The organism is Microbulbifer sp. MLAF003 (genome assembly GCF_030012965.1).
GTDB lineage: Bacteria > Pseudomonadota > Gammaproteobacteria > Pseudomonadales > Cellvibrionaceae > Microbulbifer > Microbulbifer variabilis.
Map to the genome: position 1 here is coordinate 268,759 of NZ_CP120232.1, position 19,264 is coordinate 288,022.

At 50.2% G+C, this 19,264-nt stretch carries 14 protein-coding genes and 1 pseudogene; 8 read left to right on the forward strand and 7 right to left on the reverse strand.

Features of this window, described 5'->3' with window-relative positions; translation table 11 throughout:
• Position 1 precedes the first annotated feature (1 nt).
• The 7 genes from P3339_RS01335 to P3339_RS01365 all read right to left on the reverse strand — a co-directional run bounded on the left by P3339_RS01335 (position 2) and on the right by P3339_RS01365 (position 10,871).
• Positions 2 to 1,681, reverse strand: a complete 1,680-nt coding sequence (locus tag P3339_RS01335) for a tetratricopeptide repeat protein (protein ID WP_282952192.1) — start codon at positions 1,679 to 1,681, stop codon at positions 2 to 4.
• Positions 1,674 to 3,770 carry a coiled-coil domain-containing protein gene (locus tag P3339_RS01340; RefSeq protein WP_282952193.1) on the reverse strand — a complete coding sequence of 699 codons (2,097 nt, stop codon included), beginning with the start codon at positions 3,768 to 3,770 and terminating at the stop codon, positions 1,674 to 1,676. Before P3339_RS01340 ends, P3339_RS01335 begins: the two co-directional genes overlap by 8 nt.
• 6 nt (positions 3,771 to 3,776) lie before the next feature.
• Positions 3,777 to 4,301 carry an AraC family transcriptional regulator gene (locus P3339_RS01345; protein WP_282952194.1) on the reverse strand — a complete coding sequence of 175 codons (525 nt, stop codon included), beginning with the start codon at positions 4,299 to 4,301 and terminating at the stop codon, positions 3,777 to 3,779.
• A 111-nt stretch (positions 4,302 to 4,412) separates the two neighbouring features.
• A complete protein-coding gene (locus tag P3339_RS01350; protein WP_020414164.1) occupies positions 4,413 to 5,414 on the reverse strand; it encodes an FAD:protein FMN transferase in 1,002 nt (333 codons plus the stop codon).
• A 12-nt stretch (positions 5,415 to 5,426) separates the two neighbouring features.
• Positions 5,427 to 6,998 carry a hypothetical protein gene (locus P3339_RS01355; RefSeq protein WP_020414165.1) on the reverse strand — a complete coding sequence of 524 codons (1,572 nt, stop codon included), beginning with the start codon at positions 6,996 to 6,998 and terminating at the stop codon, positions 5,427 to 5,429.
• Between the two features lie 157 nt (positions 6,999 to 7,155).
• On the reverse strand, positions 7,156 to 9,639 hold the full coding sequence (locus P3339_RS01360) for a LamG domain-containing protein (RefSeq protein WP_282952195.1): 2,484 nt from the start codon (positions 9,637 to 9,639) through the stop codon (positions 7,156 to 7,158).
• Between the two features lie 5 nt (positions 9,640 to 9,644).
• Positions 9,645 to 10,871, reverse strand: a complete 1,227-nt coding sequence (locus P3339_RS01365) for a hypothetical protein (RefSeq protein WP_051089521.1) — start codon at positions 10,869 to 10,871, stop codon at positions 9,645 to 9,647.
• 226 nt (positions 10,872 to 11,097) lie between these two features.
• Here P3339_RS01365 and P3339_RS01370 point away from each other — a divergent pair, with 226 nt between their 5' ends.
• From P3339_RS01370 to P3339_RS01405, 8 genes and pseudogenes are all read left to right on the forward strand, one after another.
• On the forward strand, positions 11,098 to 13,647 hold the full coding sequence (locus tag P3339_RS01370; RefSeq protein WP_282952196.1) for an HzsA-related protein: 2,550 nt from the start codon (positions 11,098 to 11,100) through the stop codon (positions 13,645 to 13,647).
• A gap of 158 nt (positions 13,648 to 13,805) precedes the next feature.
• Entirely contained in the window at positions 13,806 to 14,609 is an 804-nt protein-coding gene (locus tag P3339_RS01375) for an outer membrane beta-barrel protein (RefSeq protein ID WP_282952197.1), read from the forward strand.
• Positions 14,579 to 15,232 (forward strand): outer membrane beta-barrel domain-containing protein, encoded by a 654-nt coding sequence (locus tag P3339_RS01380; RefSeq protein WP_020414170.1) that lies wholly within the window; start codon positions 14,579 to 14,581, stop codon positions 15,230 to 15,232. Before P3339_RS01375 ends, P3339_RS01380 begins: the two co-directional genes overlap by 31 nt.
• Positions 15,233 to 15,265: 33 nt before the next feature.
• Complete coding sequence (locus P3339_RS01385) at positions 15,266 to 15,742, forward strand: TlpA family protein disulfide reductase (protein ID WP_282952198.1); 477 nt, start codon at positions 15,266 to 15,268, stop codon at positions 15,740 to 15,742.
• A 4-nt stretch (positions 15,743 to 15,746) separates the two neighbouring features.
• Entirely contained in the window at positions 15,747 to 15,965 is a 219-nt protein-coding gene (locus tag P3339_RS01390) for a DUF4266 domain-containing protein (protein ID WP_020414172.1), read from the forward strand.
• Positions 15,966 to 16,057: 92 nt separating this feature from the next.
• Positions 16,058 to 17,110: a DUF3570 domain-containing protein gene (locus P3339_RS01395; RefSeq protein WP_282952199.1), complete on the forward strand. Its 1,053-nt coding sequence runs from the start codon at positions 16,058 to 16,060 to the stop codon at positions 17,108 to 17,110.
• A 287-nt stretch (positions 17,111 to 17,397) separates the two neighbouring features.
• Positions 17,398 to 18,021 (forward strand): GDSL-type esterase/lipase family protein, encoded by a 624-nt coding sequence (locus P3339_RS01400; protein ID WP_282952200.1) that lies wholly within the window; start codon positions 17,398 to 17,400, stop codon positions 18,019 to 18,021.
• 322 nt (positions 18,022 to 18,343) lie between these two features.
• Positions 18,344 to 18,754: pseudogene (locus P3339_RS01405) on the forward strand (pyridoxal-dependent decarboxylase); the annotation flags it as partial.
• Between the last annotated feature and the right edge of the window lie 510 nt (positions 18,755 to 19,264).

Here is a 19,264-nt window from a genome sequence, read left to right on the forward strand (position 1 = left end):
TTTAATTGCTGAGCCTTATTCGCTGGTGGCTGCCACTTATCTGCAGCTTGTGCGGCGGCAATAGCCTCGGCAAAACGTGACTGTTGTAGCAGCTTATCTGCGGCAGATAGTTGTACTGGTAAGGCTCTTTATCCTGCGGCCAGCTCTGGGCAAATTTAAGGCTGGCCTCAATGTTGCGATCCAGCCACAGGATTTTTTGCTCGGCATCCTGCCCCGGTGTTTCTTTATGCACTTGTGCCGAGCTAAGAATGGCTGCATAACCAGCCTCCGCACCATGCTTCTTGTCTTGATATTCCCAGGCTACCTGGCTGTATGCGCGCCAGGCTCCAGCGTAGTCGCCAGCCTGCTCGAGACATTCGGCCATCAGGAAGACCATTGGTGGAGTGCGGGGGTCCTGTGGAAAAGTCTGTGAAAACTGCCGGTAGAGTTCCGCTGCCGCTAGGTAAGCTTTGCGAGACTGAGCTTTGAGCTGCTGTTTTTGTTTACTTTTATTAGCCGGTGCCTTGGTCGCTAACTGAGCAAGTTCCTGCGCGCGCGCGTGGTCAAATTGGGCTAACTCCTCAAGCCAGGGGCGCAGTGACTGTGCCAGGGCTTCGCGCTGACTTGTCTCTGCCTGCTGCCAATATTCACTGCGAATACCATAGCGTTGTACAAACTCCCGCTTGGTTGGAAGCACCTCATCGTGTAAGCCGCCATTTTGCAGTGTTTCAATAGCTTGCAAATGTAATGATGGCGCTTCAGTGCTATTGGGGTAGTGCTTAACAAAAGCCAGATAGGTATCCGCGCTGTTGCGGAATAACTCTTTTTCTCGATACCAATTGCCCAGAGCGCTGTACAGCAGGTGCTGATAACCTCGTGGCTTACCATCGGGATTAAAGGACTCGATAGCTTCGGCACCGCCCAGGTAACTAAAATTCAGGGCCAGGCCACGAAGGCTATCCTCGCGCAGGCGCTTCTGGCCCAGAGGTAACTCTGCTTCGCTGGCACGCTGCTGCAGAATATCCAGAGACTCGAGAAATATCTCCGTGGAACGGCGATAATCGCTGGACTTAAACTCTGACCAGGCGAGCATATAGCGGGCATTATCGGAAAATGGACTTTCGCCCTTCTCCAGCAATGCGCGGAAGTCCCGTGCCGCTGCCGAATACTCCTTGCGATTGAAAGCCGCTTCGCCTCGGCGGAATAAAACCTCCCCCATAAACGGTGACTCAGGTGCGCCCTGGGCGATGCGCTCCAGTGCTTGCAGTGCGCCTGGCATTTCGCCATCCATAGCACGAGCTCGCGCCAGACGATAGAGAATATAGTCGTCTCGGGGGCTCTCTTTGGCGAGTGTCTGGTAGTGCTGCACCGCACTGGCAAAACCGACTGAAACTTCCGGGTTATCCGCCTGATGTTGCTCCAGTCGCTCCATTTCCAGATCGGCCAGGCGCAAACGAATCTGTGCGCGAATCTGCGGGTCTGGCTGGCTGGCCAGTGCTTGTTGATAGCTCTGCACGAGAGTGGCGAGATCAACCGATATCAACTCAGGGGGAGCTGATACAGGTTCTTCAGTGGAAGCAGCCGTGGCCGTGGGCAGATCTGCAAGTGTCAGTGCGGACTGATTGCTGCAGGCGGTACTGATACAGCAGATAGCGGCAGTGAGCAGGCGCAGGGAAAAGCTTCTGGAACCAAACCTATTCACTCTGCCCCCCTTCATTATCGGGCAATAGAGCTTCTGCGGTCTTTTCCTCAGTTATTTTCTCTACTGTGGCATTGCCTTTTTTGTGAGTATTTTCGCCATTTTGCGTTTCCACCTGAGTATTTTTCTCAGGGTTTTTTGGCGGAGGCTGGCTGGCGGCCTCTAGCATGGAGGCATCCTGTATGCGCGCGATAGCGAGGCGGGTGTGGGCCTGGTAACTGTGAATCCGCGACTGCTCTCGCTCCAGCTCAACAATAATATCCCGGCGTAGGGCAGCCTCAACCTTTGAAGCCGTTTTGGCTATGGCTGCGCGTTGGCCGGATAATTGCGCCGCAGTGCTAGCCAGGCGCTCTGTTAGCTGGGTCAATTGCGGTGCGCGGCCCACTTCTACAGAGGTTTTACCTAGTTGCTTCTCACCATCGCGTAAGCTGGATTCGAGTAGTTGCAGAGTTTTGCGCTGTTGCCACAAGCGGTGATGATACTGTTCGCTGGCTTGCCATAATAAAATGCCACGGGCTTTAGCCAGGGTCTCGCCCTGGTAGTCGGACCCCTTACCGTTACTGTGCAGTAGTTGATAGCGTTGCTCAGCGCCCTGGAGTATCTCCAGCATCTCGAATATCTCACTGTTATTTCCACCCTCCCCGTTGCTGGTAGCTTCGAGCAGAGTCAGTGCGTCACGCTCCCCTTCTATTTGGGCCAGGGCATCGTTGAGATTGCGGTAGTGTTGCTTGGCGATTTGCAGTTGCTGGTCAAACTCTGCGCTCTGGTACTGCCCGATGATGCCGGAGCGCCTTTGGTGACGCTCTTCGATCAATGAATGCAATTGTGGAATTTTTTGTGACCAGTCATTGAGTACCCTATCCATCTGCTGCAGGTCGCGCAGCTCCGACAGGCGCAGTTGGAATTGATCGCTCTGTAAAATGGGTAAGAGAAAATGCTGGTTGTCCCGCAGTAAGGGTGCGGCTTGAGCCAGTTGTAGCCAGCCGTAGCGTTGTGACTGACTAAATTGGCTGGCATCCGCCAGCGGTTCTGAAGACAGCTTCCGCTGTAAGTGCTGCAGCTGCTGCAATGTGCTCTCGAAATATGTGGCTGCATCACTATAGGCGCTTAGAGCTTTATTGCGTTCAGCCTGCTTTTCATAGGCATAGGGCAGGGCGACCCTTGCCTCCCGTGCGGCGGGACTGTGTTGGTGTTCTGCCAATAAAAAACGCAGGGCATCTACCCCCTCCTGGTATTGCTCGCTGTTGATCGAAGACCAAGCGAGCCCGAGCAGAGCTTTGGTTGCCCAGGGGGTGTGCAGGCGCACTTGGGAAAATTCAGCTTGGGCCTGGGAAAACTGCTCTGACAATGCCATAGCGTAGCCAGCGCCGATATGCGCTTTGTCCGCGAGTATCAGGATATCCTCTGAGGGTTCATCCTGCTCAGTCGCCAGTGTGCTTGCGAAGCGATATTCCTCGGCGGCGGCAACTAACCCTCCTCTTCGGGCTAAGGCTGCGCCTAGATTGATGTGTCCGAGTAGGCGCTCTGACAGCGGCAGATCGGCTCTTTTAAGGAATTCCTGGGCAGTGGAGATTTCTTCACTGCGCAAGGCCAGGTTAAGGGGAAGGGTGGAGGAATCTATGGCTCCAGACTTTTCCAGATTTTTTGCCGCTAAGGAAAAGTCACCCTGCAAATAGTTCAGCTCTGCCAGCTTCAGCCAGGCAGCCTGGCGAAGTTTGGGATCTGTATTTTGATTGCCGGTATGAAGCTGTAGCTCGAAAAGTTCGGCAGCGTGTCGATGCAGACCAAAACTGAGGCTGATTCCCCCTTCGATCAATGCGGCACTGTCGCGGTGAACTTTAATTGAATCACGTTGCTTGGCGACAAGCAGGGTGCTGAGGGCATCGAAATTATTGCCTTGAAAGTACTCATACAGGGTTGCCCCGTAGGACATATCCTGAGCTTGGCGATACTTTTTGTCTTCGGATTGCGTCTTTTCCTGAGGCGGTATTTCTTCCGAGGTAACTTCGGTCTCGGTGCCATAAGCAGGCAAACTGACACCTAGCAAAGCGACACTGAGGGATATTATGCGGGAGAGGGGCCGGTAGCTCATGGGTAATCAGGGCGTGGGCCATTGAATGAGTTCAAAGTCCGGCTGTTGTTTGCCGGTTTTATCTGAGATGCGCAATTCGATAACAACGGGCTCATCGGTCTTTTCCAACTCTAGAGTCGCGCCCCGCTTATACTCGCGTCCCTCTGGTCCAAGACCGGTGAAGAAAGCGGAAATGGTGTAGTTACCAGATTTTAGGTTGCCTTTGTGTAGGGGTTGGATACCACCGCGTACAAGGGCACTGCGCTGATGATCGGTATACAGGTGGCTAGCTGTGAGTTTATTGTCGATATGTAATTTAACAGCGTCCAACTGAAAATAGTGACCGATATCCACAGAAACATAAAAAGCCACTTGGCTTTGTGCGGGGTAGAGCAGGTCCTCTTCCAGGATTAACAAATCCCGGTTTAACTTAATAACATCGCGCTTTAGATTTTCCAGCTTTTCAGCGGAAAAAGACTCTTGCTGAGCCTGAGACGCTGCGCCTGTGAAGAGAGCGAGTGAGAAAATAAACAACTGGAGAACGCGTCCCATGGAAGGCCTTTCGCTTGCTTTTGGCTTTATTGTGTAATGGGCGCAAATTATGTCAGGGGCGCAGCTATCTGGTGTGATCCCGTTGGCAAATTTTTTACGACGCTGAAACGATTATTGTGGGTTTGCCAGTCCCTGACTGAAGAAAAGACGTTTGTTACTGTCGATAACCACTGCTTCAAATTGGGGCAGGCGATCAATGAGCGCCAGTCCCTTTTTCTTACCCAGGACAAATACGCTAGTGGAAAGTGGATCGGTATCAAAACCCCTTGGGCCGATAATACTGACACTGATTAACTTATCGCTGTCTCCAACTGCTGTATCTGCGGGTTTCCCGGTATTTGGATTGAAAATATGATGAATACGCTCTTGCTGTTCATCGATAAAAAAGCGCTCGTAGTCACCGGAAGTTGAAATGGCAATGTCACGCAGGGGAATTACTGCGGCACTTTTGCTTTTTTCTCGTGGGTGACGAATGCCTACCAGCCAAGGTTCGCCGCGTTTATCGCCTAGCATACGTGCATCGCCACCGGCGCTGACACTGGCACAGCAGACTTCAGCCTGTTCGAGAATTTGAATGGCTTTATCCACAGCATACCCCTTGGCAATTCCACCCAGGTCAATTTTTGTTTCGCTGTGACCAAAGCGCAGGGTTTTGGACTTTTTATTCAAATGTAAGTGGCGGTAGTTCAGCGCCTCGATTAGAGAATCGGTAAGGGCGGAGTCTGCCTGTTTCCCGTTGCGGAAATCATAGTGTTTGCCGAGAGTAGCGTAGCTGATATCAAAGGCTCCATCGGTCAGGTGGCTGAACCAGAGAGACTTATCCACCAGAGAAAGCAGCTCATCGGAAATATTGACCGCTATTCTACCTGCCTCGCGATTGACGAGGGATAGTTCACTTTCTGCTTTGTAAGGTGACAACTGGTTATCCAGACGATGGAATTCCGTCATCACCTCTTCGATCAGGTATTCAGCCTCACTGGCATTCTCGTGCCAGAGCTGAAGGCGGACTTCAGTGCCCATGATTGCACGCTCGGCATAGTGCCACTCGGCCAATACTGGTGCCGCACAAAGGGCGGCACCACCAAACAGGAGAGATCGAATAAAACGCAACATCTCGGCATCACATTATCTTATGGGGGCAAAAGCGGTCAGGCTGTCCATGAGAGTACTGTTACCGAGCCCATGATTGGGGAATAGGCTGGCAAAATTACCTTGTTCACCATGTAGGGCCAGGTAGTTCAACACTACAGTTTCTACCAATAGGTTGACGTTGTTGGCGGCGGGGCTTGAGGACGTTTCCACATCCCCGGAGGAACGCATATAACCCAGCTGCTGGTGCCTTGCCTGCTCATCGGCGCTACCACCGAGTAATTGCGGACGCCCCGCAGGATTGTATACCAGGAAGAAGGAAGCAGCGGTTTGCTGATCGTCTCCGGTCCACACCCCCTTGCCACGACCTTCGACAGAGTCGTCGATCATTCCGTTGGAGAATACCGAACCATCGCTGAAGACATAAATCATCAGTGGCTGGTTGCGACGTGCAGCATACTCCAGGCAGGCGCCAATACAGCGGCCGGCACGCAGGTCGCGCATCTCGCCGGTGGCACGGTCGCCGGTATGGTAGTCGTAGCCACCCATGGTGATAGTGCCGGCACCGGCATAGCCATTCACCACAAGTTTCATTGCTGAGGCAGTTTTTCGGAATTCCCCATCCCCACTCAGTTCAGCGCTGGTAAAAATGCCGGAGGGACCGACAATATCCGGATCGGCTTCGGGGTTCAGATCGGCGGGATTACCGAAGCGGTCCGCCAGATCGGCGCTCTTCATATAACCGCAGCGCACCATGTCCTTGATAATGGCATCGGCCCCCACGCGGGTGTTTACCTTACCCAGCTTGGCATCAGAAATACGGTACATGGATTCCATCACTGCAACCGTGTCTTCCTGGCTGAGCAGTCCCACCAGATCGCCCACATCCACGAGGCCGGTAACATCAGAAGGCCTGTCCACTTTGGTGGGGCGTACCTCTGGATTGATCATTGCCGACGGAGACATGGAGTTACCACCGGAATCACTGGAACGGGAGCCGATCAGGGCCAACAGGGAACCGTTGGCGCCGGCCTGATTGATACCGTACATGGGGTTGTGGGGGTTGTTGCCGGTATCGTTTTCCGAGCGCGCCGGGATTACTGCACCGTTGGTAGCCGCGGCAGTGCCAGAGCCCACTTTTTCCAAAATTCCGCGTAGCAAACCGCTGTCGCTATGGAAGGCGAGGCCCAGGTCGTTGTTAACAAACCCTTCTCCGGCAGAGGGGATCATATCGCCCGGCAGACCCTGCTTGTTGTAGCCGGCCGTGCCGAGAAAATCCATCTGGCCACCCTGTTTGCCTACCAATACATTGGAGCCGGCGATGTTGGCTCCACCGGCGAGGTCGAAACAGATAAACGGGATTTTACCGGCGCCGAAAGCGCTTACATCACAGGGGCCGCCGTTACTCTTGCGCAGGTCTTCCAGATCGGAGGACAGAGCTGCGTGGGCGTTATGCGGGTTGGCAAACATACTGAATACCGAGCCACCTAATACTGTCGCCATGCCCGCGCGGAAGCCCTGGGCTAGAAAATCACGACGGGTTACCGGGCGGTGGTGGTCCGGGTGGCGTAGGGGCTGGTCCAGCTCAAAATATTTTTTCTTGCTCATAGTCTTTCCGGATTTTTTATCCGATGTGCCGGTAAATTATTTTTGAATTTTTAGCAGATTGTTAAAAATTTTCTTTCGACAATCTGGTCTAGGCTGTGATTGATCCTCCCAGGTACAGCGTTTAAAACCGTACCTGGGCGACAGCCCGTTTTTTTAATCAGTGAATCAGGATCATGGCGCTGCCCATGGCGGCTGCGCATACGGCCTTGACCGTGGTCTCGGTCCGCCCCGCTTCACATCCATTGCCACAGGCGGTCATGGTGTTGATCAGGCTGTTTAATTCCGCTTCCACGATGCTTAGATCTGGTGCGCTAGACAGCTGTGAGTGGCTGCCGTCGTGCCAGTTCATTTCGTGGCCCAGCAGGCTCTCCATTAATGGATTAATCACCAGTGCTCGTTTGTCGGCGCTGTCGAAAGCAGTACCAGCGGAAGCGCTAAAATCAAAACCAGGGAAATAGCTGCTGCGCTCATTGGAATCCACCAGGGTGCTGCAGTACTTCACAGCAAGCTGGGTGATACCCATTTGCTGAGCCGCCAGGAATCCGGTGATGTCACTGGAGACTGGAAGCTGGCGCTTCACGGTTTCCCAGGTTTCCATCACATCCGGGTGGGCGCTGGAAATACCGGTAGCGCGAGACAGGCTGGCATTAATCTGCTCGAAGCGGCGCAGGCCAATACGTGGTTGAGCCTCGAGGTCTGCCGGTTCCGGTGGCGCTGCAGGGGTGGGCTCTACACGAGTAAAGCTGGCGTTGCCGATACGCTCAAAAGTGAGAAAGAACTCGTCCGATAGTGGGCCTTTATCAAGGGTGATAATGGTGCCCAATCTGGACAGTTGCTGGCCTTGGAGCGGTACATAGCTATCATCAATTTCTGTGGAGAACTCGGCCCAGGACTGGCCCACTTCCGCTTCGCGACCATTAATACCAATACGCATGCCTTCGATAGCGATACCTTTCGGATCTACGCTTTCGTCCAGGCTGATAAAAGTAGGTTCACTGAACAGATAGGCGTAGTTATCGAACTGCTGAACGGTAAACATCACGTAGCTCTCGGCGATGCCGGTGTGCTCTTCAACTTTAAATAACAGGAAGTATTTCTCTCCCACACCTACTTCATAGTTGGTGGCAACGTCCTCGGCAGAGAGCGCGCGAGAGTGAATTGCCAGCATGCGGATAGAGCCCTGCCAGCTATTTCCGTTACTTACTTCACTACCAACAGCTAGGGCAAAGGTGTCGTCCCAAGTGCTCAAGAGTCCCGCTTCGGTGGGGTCCATCTCCCCGGTATCAGCGCCGTTTACAAAGAGTTTGCGGCCGTTGATCGGGTCAAAAGTGGCGACCACGTGCTGCAAACTCGCCTGTACTTGCTGGTCGGCATCATCAGTCATCAGAGCTGGCATACCGTCCGCATCGGTACTGTCGCTGCGGTTCTGGAATGTGTAACTGTACTGCGCCTGGCCTAGGGTGAAGTTGCGAATATCGTCACCGCCGGAATAGGTCACCAGACGTGCGGGACCTTCCTGGGTTACATTGGCCGGTGCGGCCCAAACCTCAATGGAATATTCGCCGGTGGCGGTGAGGGTTTCGTATAACTTGCGGCTGGTCGCTGTCGCCCCCTGGGCTTTACCACCTTTCAGCTGCAAACCCCAGGACTCAATCCACTCCACATCGCCTGAAAGAGCTAGATCAATAGCCGGGTTTACGCCGGAGGTGTCATAGGCCGTAGTGCCGCTGCCGGTTTTAAATTCGTACAGGGCAATCGCATTATTTTCCACGCGTCCACCACTGCTGGCGACAATGCCATCGGTGAGGCGCAGAGCCTTACTGATAACCCAGTCCTGGTTTACCTGGGTAGGTGCGATGCTGTCCGCAAAGGCTTGGATGGCTGCAGTCATTTCCGCTTCGTTATCGGAGCAGTCATCCCAGCAATTGTGGAATTCACTTCCCAGGCGCACGGAGAAGCGTGAATCCGTAGGGGTATCCAGATTCATCTTGCTCTTTGCTGACTCATAGGCGAGGTCGACATCGGAGCTGGCAAAGTAAGGTTTTTGTGCGAGTGCGGCATCCTCACTGTGGCAGCTGGCACAGTAGTTACGTAATACCGGGTAAACGGTAGTACCGAAGTTACTACTTGAGACCGGGAAGCTCTTGCTCGCGCCCACATCGCGTTCTATAGGAGGGGTTAGTGTGACTGTATTACTGAGGCCGCCGCTGGCTTGGGCCCACTCTTCAATATAATTGGTAATAATTTCAGCGCAGGCGTCGTCGCTGGAAAGCCAACAGTTGTGTCCGCCGCCCACTTTGGTCACCAGGCGCGACTCTTCCGGTAGGCTTAGGTTTACCAGTTCGCGCCCGTCATCGTAGGCTGCATTAATATCGTCACCGCGTACGAAATGAGGGCTCTGTGCACCTTCAATATGGCAACTACCACAGCGATTCTGTGCGACCAGGTTATCCCAGATATAGCGCTTGTACTGATTGACGTCATCAGTTTCAGGTGCTGGCCCTGAATAGTTGACGCCATTATTGGATTGGTTGGTATTTGGCTGTTCCTCTGTGTCCTGGCCACTGCCGCCACTACAAGCGACAACAAATGCCGCTGTGTATAAAAGGGTTGATATTTGCAGGCTCTTTAAAGTTTTCATTGTTATTAGTCCCCCGCGCAATAAACTGCAGCATCGGCGTACACCTGCTTCAGTTTGTAACCGGAGCTGCTGAAATCGTCAGTGATGGATTCTATGCGTGCGCGATCACTGGCATCTTCGGGCTCACGTAAGCACACCTGGCGAAAAACTTTGGTGACTTGGCAGGTGGCGAAAGCACGGCTGTTGGCCAACTCCTCACCGAGAGATTTTGCTCCGTTACCGCTACCGGGGAGGGCGCTACTCCACCCCAGGTGAAGATTGGGCCCCTCACGCCAATAGTTGTCCCAGCGATCGTCGGGAAGCTGGTATCCGTGGGGAAAGTTTGCTGCATTAATATGGTTTTTGGCTTTCACACGACTGCCGGTTTCGGGATCTGTATCCCCTGCGGTGTTGTAGTCGAGTGCTCCGTTATCCCCCTCCGGATCATTGTCCGCATCGTAGACATAATCGTAGTAGGCGAACGCTTGGGCCATAGGGTCCATTCCGCTGTGACAGCTAACGCAGTTGTTCTGGAATACCCGACTGTCACCTCCGGGGCTGCGACTCACATCCTGGCGAACCCGATCTGGTGGACGTGTGCTGTCTTGCACCTGCTCCATATCCCGACACATGTGGTTGAGCATGGTAAAACGGAACATGGCGCGGTTGGTGCCAGCACTAAAAAAGGCTTTTGCTGCGGCGCGACTTGTGATCACCCCTGCGGTGGCATCGGCAGGAAGTCCATTGAGAGAAGACTGGCTCTGTTGTGCGAGATTATCTTTTAGGGAATAACCTCCAGCTTCAAGAGCTTCATAGTGATCGTTATTACTGGTGCTGTAACCCGGCAGTCCGGAAACATTCCCGGTATACAGGATATTTGCCGACAACAATTGGCGAAAATCCATATCGTCCCGCACCATACCGATAACGGTTGCGCTGTAATCGTTTAATGGCGCAAACACATCCTGCTCTTCGTTAGTCCAGGGTGTGGCGAGATTTTTCAGGGTCACATTGTAAAAATCTTCGTGTTGCATGGCTGTATAGGCAGCGCTAGTAGGATTGCCATTAGCAATATCCTCAGCCATATCCAGTAATACACTTTCAGAGGGAATTGTGCCGGTGATACGGCTGTGAATTTGTAGGGCCTGATCCTGGGAAGCGGCGAGAGCGGAGCCACTCCAAAGGCCGGCCCCGATTATTGCGCCTACCACTGTGAGCTGGATCACATGCGCTCGAGACGAATTATTTTTCATTGGATTATTTTATTGATGGGGTCAGTGGGGTATAGCAAGGCATACTAAAAGCGAATTTCAACACTGTCAGAATGACTTTCAATATTTGCGTCCCAGTTGGCAAACTTTTTGTGCGCAACTTGCGAGAATTACCCTTAGCGGTAAAAACCGCACACAAAATAATGTAGGGCCTTCAGCAAATATTACCGGCATATTGCTGGTGCCTATGCCGGGTGGATAAAAAATAATGAAATTTTTGCGTGCAGTGCCACTATTGCTGTTCGTGGCCGCTTGTAGTGGTGGTGGCAACTCCTCAAGTGGTGGAGAACAGGCGGAAGATCCAGTAGTGGTGGATTACCCTATTGCCTTTGTGCGTCGTCAACTTAATAAGGATGATGAAGGGGCTCTGGAGCCAGACAGCGTATACCAACCCCAGGATTTTTTCCCCGGTGCTGAGCTGGTCCTGAAGGATCGCGCTACAGCGAGTGCTGCTGAGACGGTAATTACCGCAGAGATTTTTATCGGCGATTACGATGTTAAAGATTTGAATACCTCCGCCGATGGGCAGCGCCTGATATTCGCAATGCGCGCACCTGAATTGGAGAATGTTGATGACGATGAGCAGCCCACCTGGAATATTTGGTTATATGACCTTGAGACCAAAGAGCTGAAAAGAGTCATACAGTCCGACCTTATTGCTGAGGAAGGGCAGGATGTTGCCCCGGCTTTTCTGCCAGATGGGCGTATTGTATTTTCATCTAGTCGCCAACGTCGTGCCCGCGCTTTGTTATTGGATGATAACAAGCCGCAATTTTCTGCTTTGACAGATGATCAGGATGAGCCTGCTTTTGTTTTACATGTGATGGAGGCAGATGGCAGTGATATTCGTCAGATCTCTTTCAATCAAAGCCACGATCTTAATCCCACAGTACTGAACAATGGGCGTATCCTGTTTAATCGCTGGGATAATGCCGCCGGTGTAGACCGTTTAAGTCTCTATACCATTAAACCAGATGGTAGTGATCTGTCTTTCCATTATGGTTATCACAGCCAGGAAACCGGCACCGAAAATTCTACTGCCACTTTCTCCAGGCCGCGTGAGATGCCAGATGGACGTTTACTGGTAAACCTGCGTTCGCCCGCAGGAATAAGTTACGGCGGCGATCTGGTAGCTATCGATGGGGTAAATTACAGCGAAGCCTACAGTGAAGCCGGTGGTGAGGGTGAGCTGGTTGGCCAGTCCTCTGTCTCATTTGCTGAGGTTGTTACTGATGGGACACTCTCTCCCCATGGCACATTCTCCACAGCTTGGCCTTTCTACGATGGTACCAGCAGACTGTTGGTATCTTGGAGCGAATGTCGCATTGTGGAGGAAGAGACGGAGCTGCTGCGTCCTTGTCCGGAAAGTTTGGAGGGTGAAGAGGAGCTGGTATTAGCTGATCCTCTTTACGGCTTGTGGATCTATGATTATGAGGCCGGTACCCAATTGCCAATTATTGTCGCAGAAGAAGGCATAATGATCTCCGAGGGGGTGACTTTGGAGCCCCGTACAGAGCCAGCTTATATTCCTGACCCAATTCCCGGGGTGGATGTGGATGGCGATCTGGTGCAGGAATCTGTGGGTATTTTGGATATCCGTAGCGTCTACGATTTTGATGGTGAGGATATAGCCGGAATAGAAGTGCTCGCTGATCCGGCTTTGACCAGCGCTGATGAACGTCCCGCGCGTTTCCTGCGTATTGTAAAAGCTGTAGCGATTCCAGATGATGACATTCTGGATTTTGATGGCTCGGCATTTGGTCGTAACCGTAGCCAGGGTATGCGCGAAATCCTGGGGTATACGCCTATCCAACCGGATGGTTCGGTACGAGTCAAAATACCTGCCGATATTCCCTTTGCAATTTCAGTGGTAGATGCCGAGGGCAGGAGAATTTTTGAGCAGCACAATAACTGGTTGCAGTTACGGTCCGGTGAGGTACGCAGCTGTGTGGGCTGCCATACCAGTGAGAGTGAAAATGCTCATGGTCGCGTGGATATGCAGCTGGAATCTGCCTGGAGTGGGGCACCAACCTCTGCGGCGCCTTTCGCTAATACTGAGCCTGCGCTACAAGCGGAAATGGGTGAAACCATGGCGCAGTTATTGGCTCGGGTTATTGGAGAGGCTGGATTAACGGGAGACGTACAGTTTTCTGACGTGTGGACCGATCCAGCAGTTCGTGCCAAAGATACTGATGTTTCTCTGGCTTACGCTGATTTATTGACTGAAATCCCTGCACCGCTGGCCTGCCTGGATAATTGGGATAGCAGTTGTCGTAGTGTTATTCACTACGAACAGCATATCCAGCCAATCTGGGAGCTGCCACGCCAAGTTGTAGATAATGTCGGCACGGTGATTAGTGATAACACCTGTACTGCCTGTCACTCACCAGTAGATGCCGCTGGCGCTACGCGAGTTCCTGCTGCGCAACTGGATCTGACCGCCAGTGCATCCATTGTGAACGATGCTTGGTTTACCTCCTATGCCGAACTGCTGGTTGATAGTCCTATCTTGGATCTTGTCGATGGAATTTTAACTCCGCGGCTGAGACAGGAGACGGATAATCAGGGTAATCCGGTATTTGAAACTGATGAAGATGGCAATTTAATACTTGATGCCAATGGTGATCCTATTCCGGTGATGGTCGTTGTAACAAGTACTTCAGTTCTGGCTGATACTGCAGCAGAAAGTACGTTTTTCACAGTGTTCTCCTCCGGGGGGCGCACGCAGGTTACTTGCAGCCGGCAGAATTACGCCTGATTGCTGAATGGTTGGATATCGGCGCTCAGTACTATAACGATCCTTTTGCTGCACCGGCTGACTGATCCATGTCCATTATTAAGAAATACTTTTTTATTTTCTCTCTACTATTGGGAGCCAACTTACTTTCAATTTTCGCGTTTGCAGAAGGGAGTGAAGTGGCGCAAGTGGTCGAGGGTGTGGAGGTGGAAATATCTTCGGGAAAGGTACCTGAGGAATTCCCGGCAGAAGAAGAAAACCCGGAGCCGATAATTCCCGTTGCTATTGATGTGATGGGCGATATACCTGATGACGCTGAACGGGTTACCGTTGGTAATGCGTTTATCAATATTTATCGAGGGCCTGGCCGAGGCTATCCGATTTTTCATGTAGCTGAATATGGTGAAAAAATCTGGCTGCTTAAGCGCCGTACCGACTGGGTAAAAGTAGTGGCGTCGCGCAATAAAACCGGTTGGGTACGAGTTGCGGATCTGCAGGAAATTTATGGTGAGGAGGGTGAGTTGGTACGGGTTCCCCTGCCAGATTTCAGGGATGTGGAAGCGGGTTACTTTTATTTGGGTTTTTCCTACGGCGATTTTGCAGGTGCCAACTCCTTGGGAACAACACTCGGCTACCAGTTTACCTCTAATTTGGCTACTGAATTGCGTGCTACTCAAGCAGTTGGTAAATTTTCTGATAGCCAAGTGTATCAAATGGCAGTACTACACCAGCCGTTCCCACGCTGGCGACTATCTCCTTATTTTTTGCTTGGTGCCGGCCTGAATATCACATCACCCAACGCGACTATTATCGCAACTGAAGATCGCCAGGACACAGTAATGCTGGCGGGCATAGGGATAAAAACTTATCTATCGCGCCGCTTTGCCGTTAAGGCGGAATACACGAATCACTACCTGCTCACCTCGCGGGAAAATAATCAGGAGATAGTCGAGTGGAAACTTGGTTTCGACGTATATCTGTAGGCACAGCAACCCTATCCGCACTATTCAGTGCTCATGCCTGTGTTGCCCAACAAGGTGAGGAAGTTATAACAGATATTGTCTCTCCAGATTTGGAGCGTCGCGAGGTACGTGATGCACTGATAGACAGTGAGAATATTGAACTGGGTGTCTTTGCCGGGGTTATCAATGTAGAAGATTTTGGCTCCAATGCCCTCTATGGCACGTCAGTTTCTTACCATATTACTGAAGATTTCTTTATGGAGGGCACTTATGCGCAGACTGAGTTGGGTGAATCCAGCTTTGAGCGTTTAAGTGGTGCCGCTCCTTTGTTGACCGATGAACAACGGGAGCTGAGCTATTACAACTTTTCTTTAGGTTGGAATATTTTTCAAGGGGAATACTTTATTTCTGATGACTGGGCATTTAATACTGATTTTTATCTGGTGAGTGGTGCCGGTAATACCTCTTTTGCCGATGAAGAGCACTTTACTTATAACTTCGGTGCCGGAGTGCGCTTATTGGCAAATGATTGGTTGGCATTACGCTTTGATGTGCGTGATCACGTATTTGAACACGAATTATTTGGTGAGGCGCAAACTACTCATAACCTGTCTACCCAATTGGGACTTACTGTATTTTTCTGATTGTTTTAAAAATTAACAATAAGGATTTTTTATATGTTACGAATTGTTGCTGTATTTGCGCTGCTTGTATTTTCGACAGGCGCCAGTGCTTCTGAGCCTTCTAAAGACTTTACTTTAGCTTCTAATCAAGGTGCGAACCTGCGTTTGGCGGAGCAGCGTGGTGAGGTGATTATGCTGAATTTCTGGGCATCCTGGTGTGGGCCCTGCCGTCAGGAGATGCCTTTGCTGGACCAGTTGCACGAGCGTTATTCCACGGCTGGATTCCAAGTCTGGGGTGTAAATGTGGATGCACACCGATCTGATGCAGAGAAGTTATTGGGAAAAATACCGGTGAATTTCCCCATTTTATTCGATAGCACCAGTGAGGTGAGCAAAATGTATGGTATTGACGCTATGCCGAGCACGGTTTTTATAGATCGAGATGGGAATGTTCGTCATATCCATAAAGGCTATCGTGATGGCGATGAAGCGGCATATAAGAAAATCATTAAGGAATTAATCCGGGAGTAATATCATGTTGCGCTACTTGTTGCCGCTGTTGGCGGTATCGCTATTCAGTGGTTGCACAGTAACGCCCTGGGTGGCTCCTTACGAGCGTCAGTACCTGGCGGATCCAATTATGGGTTTTGAGAGAGATCCAGTTGCCGCCAGCTACATGAACCATGTGTATGAAGCCCGGGAAGCGGCTAGGGGAGCGGAAGGTGGTAGTGGAGGCGGATGTGGTTGTAACTAAATTGTTGCGTTATTGCCTTGCTTTAGGGTTAATTTTCCCCGTTTATGCTTCTGCTGCTGTGTTACCTGAGGAGCGAGCTGATAACCTGTATCATGCCTATAGTGGCGGGGGTTACCATAGATGGCCCCTCGGTGTTGATTCGTAAAAATATTGGCAACAATGTCTCCTTTTCCGCAAATTACTATGTGGATATGATTTCCGGGGCCTCAATTGATGTTGAGGCAACTGCTAGTGAATATACTGAAAGGCGTGATCAGTACTCTCTCGGGGTGGACTATTTGGTGGATAAAACCACCATTAATTTCGGCTATACCAATAGCTCGGAGAGTGATTATGAGGCGCAAACAGTTGGCTTTGGTATTAGTCAGGGATTCTTTGGAGACTTGAGTACTATTGATCTGCGTGTCAGCTATGGTAGTGATGAAGTATTTCGCAATGATGATGAGTATTTTTCTGATGAAGCCCAACACCGTCGCTATGGGGTGAGCTGGAATCAGATTCTTACACAAAAATTAATTGCTGAATTAAGCGTAGAGACGGTCACCGATGAAGGTTATCTTAATAATCCTTACAGAACGGTGCGTTTTCTTGATCCAACAGTTTCACAGGGATTTAGTTATCAACCTGAAAACTATCCAAGGACCAGAAATAGTGATGCGGCAGCTATTAGGTTAAAATATCGATTACCTTACCGTGCATCAATAAAAGGTGAGTATCGCCGCTATGCGGATAGCTGGGGAATAACTGCGGATAATGTCGAGTTTCGTTACACTCACCCGCTAGAAGAGCAGGATGAATGGATCCTTGAAGGTAAGATACGCTATTACCAGCAAACCAGCGCTGATTTTTATAGCGACTTGTTTCCCTATTCGAATGCTACCAATTTCCGAGCACGTGACAAAGAATTGAGTAACTATACCACGCTAGCACTGGGCGTAGGTGTATCTTATGAATTGCCACAACGCTGGTCCCTGCTAAATCGCAGGAATACTATAAACTTATATTGGGATCATATCCTGTTTGACTACGAGGATTTCCTCGATGTTACGGTGCATGGTGATAGTACGGCTATTACTCCGGGAAGTGAACCTGCCTATAGTTTTTCAGCCAATGTAATCCGCCTGTTCTGGACGGTACGTATCTGATATTAAAGGCCCTCAACTAAGTGTGACATTTAAATAGAGCTTCATCACCATTTAAATGTAATAAGTATGGGGCCTCTTTTTCCATTGATATCATTTTTCTCAATCACTTAAAATTCATATCATATAGCTCAAAGCATATGATTGTTTTTTTCAGGTGCTTTCATACTCTTGGTTTCTTTGCGTTTTGACATTATCTTTTCCTATGCTAAATGTGCCCGCAGGGTAATTCTGGGGCATTATGTGATGTGGACAACAAATTAAAACATAGAGTCAGTTTTGTGGCTTATATGGCGAGAAAGATACCTAGAAAAATTATCTTTATTGGTTCCAGTTCTGTCTATGGAAGAGGAGATTCAGAACTGGGTGGTTTTGTACAGAGATTTCGCCTTCGCTTTGAAGATTTAAACCCCAAGAATCTTGTTTATTCTCTCGGTGTGTTTGGTGAGGCGGTGGCCTCGCTTATTGTTAGAGCTTCCCACGAGCTGCCTCTGAGGAGGCCCCATTTAATTGGAATATATCCCGGGTTCAATGATATCTGCCGGGTAGGAGGAGTAATGGAAGAGACTGCCATAGCTCTGGACTCATATCGCCAAGCTATGTTGCAGCTTTTGCAAACCTCCAAAATGATCGCTCCAACCTTTGTAATGACCGGTATTCCGTTTGATGAACTCCGGACTACGCCCTTTCACAATAGTGATAGCTATTTTTTTAGATCTGATGCCAAGCTTTATACTCAGGTTGTGAGAGAAGTGGCGGCTATAGAAATGATTCCAATATTGGATTTCGATAAATTATGGCGTAACAGGCCACTGTATAAGCTACTTTCTGAGGATGGTCTTCACGCAAACCCCAGCGGTCATCAGTTACTTTATGAGCAAACCTGGGACTTTGTCTGCAAAAATTATCTTTAGCTTTTCTGTCCACTCTTATCTTTTTTAAAGTTCCCATCCTTTTCTACAAGTACTGGATTATATAAGTACTCAATTGCAGTTTTTCTTCGTATGCTAAAAATAGCCGAAGAAAATTATTGAAATACTGTGTGACGATAGTATGGATAGCAATAAAACTACTGATAACCAAGAATCCCTAAATGCTTTATCTTAGGCAATTCAATGTGCTGAAGAGTATTTATCAAAAATTCGTGAAAGGCGGGTCAGTCCTTCTCGTGAAGCTGTAGCCTGGATACATATGGATGGCGCTTTTGCTTTATGAGCGGCGGCTTCTCCTGCTAAAGCTAATTTGACCGCCGATATCGAACTGGCGGATTCATGGGCGGTGTATGGTCACAAGTGGCTGAACACGCCATACGATTGTGGCGTGGCAATTTGTCGTGATGCAGGGGCTGTAAACCGGGTTATGACAACTCAGGCGCCTTACTTACAAGCTGGTACTGAACCACCGCCCAAGGATATGGTACCGGAATCTTTTCGCCGTGCGCGCGGTGTTGAGGTTTGGGCTGCGATCCGGGAGATGGGAAGTAATCGTGTGGGAGATCTGGTTGAGCGCTGCTGTTCCTATGCTCAACATTTGGCACAAGGATTAATGGAAATGGGTTATGAGCTGCTCAATGATGTCGCTTTGAATCAGGTTGTGGCCACAATTGGAGGTGAGGACGACATGCATCGTATCGTGCAAAGAATATAAGATGAGGGAGTATGTTGGTTTGGCACCACAGTCTGGCAGGGAAAATTGGCACTGCGCCTTAGTGTCTCTTCATGGGCAATAAATAAGAGGGATATTGCCTTATCACTGGAGTCCATTCGCGAGGTAACCAGGGAGATTATAGGCGCAAAATGGAACTTCTAATGGAGTTCGCCTGATCTCCCAAAGCGATAAGGAAGCTTATCCCAGCCTGCGGTCTATTCTTATATAAAGAACTATAGCTATAGATAGGAACTGTAGAAATAGATCAACACGATATGGATTTGAGGTTATCTGGGGGCCTTGGAGATTATGTTTGGCTCCAGATGAAATACAGGGCAGACGACTTTATTTAAGATGACTAAGATAGTACTAAAAATCTCCTTTTGACATTCCATCTGACATGGTTTTTCTGTATATAGATTGCACTGTTGCGGGCCAGGGAGGCCCTAGCGAACTATGATATTCTGGCTTGTTCTGATACTCCTGTTGATTTTGATCTGGCTTGTCTGG

What these genes read in the sequence shown, in the direction of transcription:
- P3339_RS01340 (WP_282952193.1), bottom strand. Translation starts at nt 3,770, where the DNA reads ATGAGCTACCGGCCCCTCTCCCGCATAATATCCCTCAGTGTCGCTTTG.
- P3339_RS01345 (WP_282952194.1), bottom strand. Translation starts at nt 4,301, where the DNA reads ATGGGACGCGTTCTCCAGTTGTTTATTTTCTCACTCGCTCTCTTCACA.
- P3339_RS01350 (WP_020414164.1), bottom strand. Translation starts at nt 5,414, where the DNA reads ATGTTGCGTTTTATTCGATCTCTCCTGTTTGGTGGTGCCGCCCTTTGT.
- P3339_RS01355 (WP_020414165.1), bottom strand. Translation starts at nt 6,998, where the DNA reads ATGAGCAAGAAAAAATATTTTGAGCTGGACCAGCCCCTACGCCACCCG.
- P3339_RS01360 (WP_282952195.1), bottom strand. Translation starts at nt 9,639, where the DNA reads ATGAAAACTTTAAAGAGCCTGCAAATATCAACCCTTTTATACACAGCG.
- P3339_RS01365 (WP_051089521.1), bottom strand. Translation starts at nt 10,871, where the DNA reads ATGAAAAATAATTCGTCTCGAGCGCATGTGATCCAGCTCACAGTGGTA.
- P3339_RS01370 (WP_282952196.1), top strand. Translation starts at nt 11,098, where the DNA reads ATGAAATTTTTGCGTGCAGTGCCACTATTGCTGTTCGTGGCCGCTTGT.
- P3339_RS01385 (WP_282952198.1), top strand. Translation starts at nt 15,266, where the DNA reads ATGTTACGAATTGTTGCTGTATTTGCGCTGCTTGTATTTTCGACAGGC.
- P3339_RS01390 (WP_020414172.1), top strand. Translation starts at nt 15,747, where the DNA reads ATGTTGCGCTACTTGTTGCCGCTGTTGGCGGTATCGCTATTCAGTGGT.
- P3339_RS01395 (WP_282952199.1), top strand. Translation starts at nt 16,058, where the DNA reads ATGCCTATAGTGGCGGGGGTTACCATAGATGGCCCCTCGGTGTTGATT.
- P3339_RS01400 (WP_282952200.1), top strand. Translation starts at nt 17,398, where the DNA reads ATGGCGAGAAAGATACCTAGAAAAATTATCTTTATTGGTTCCAGTTCT.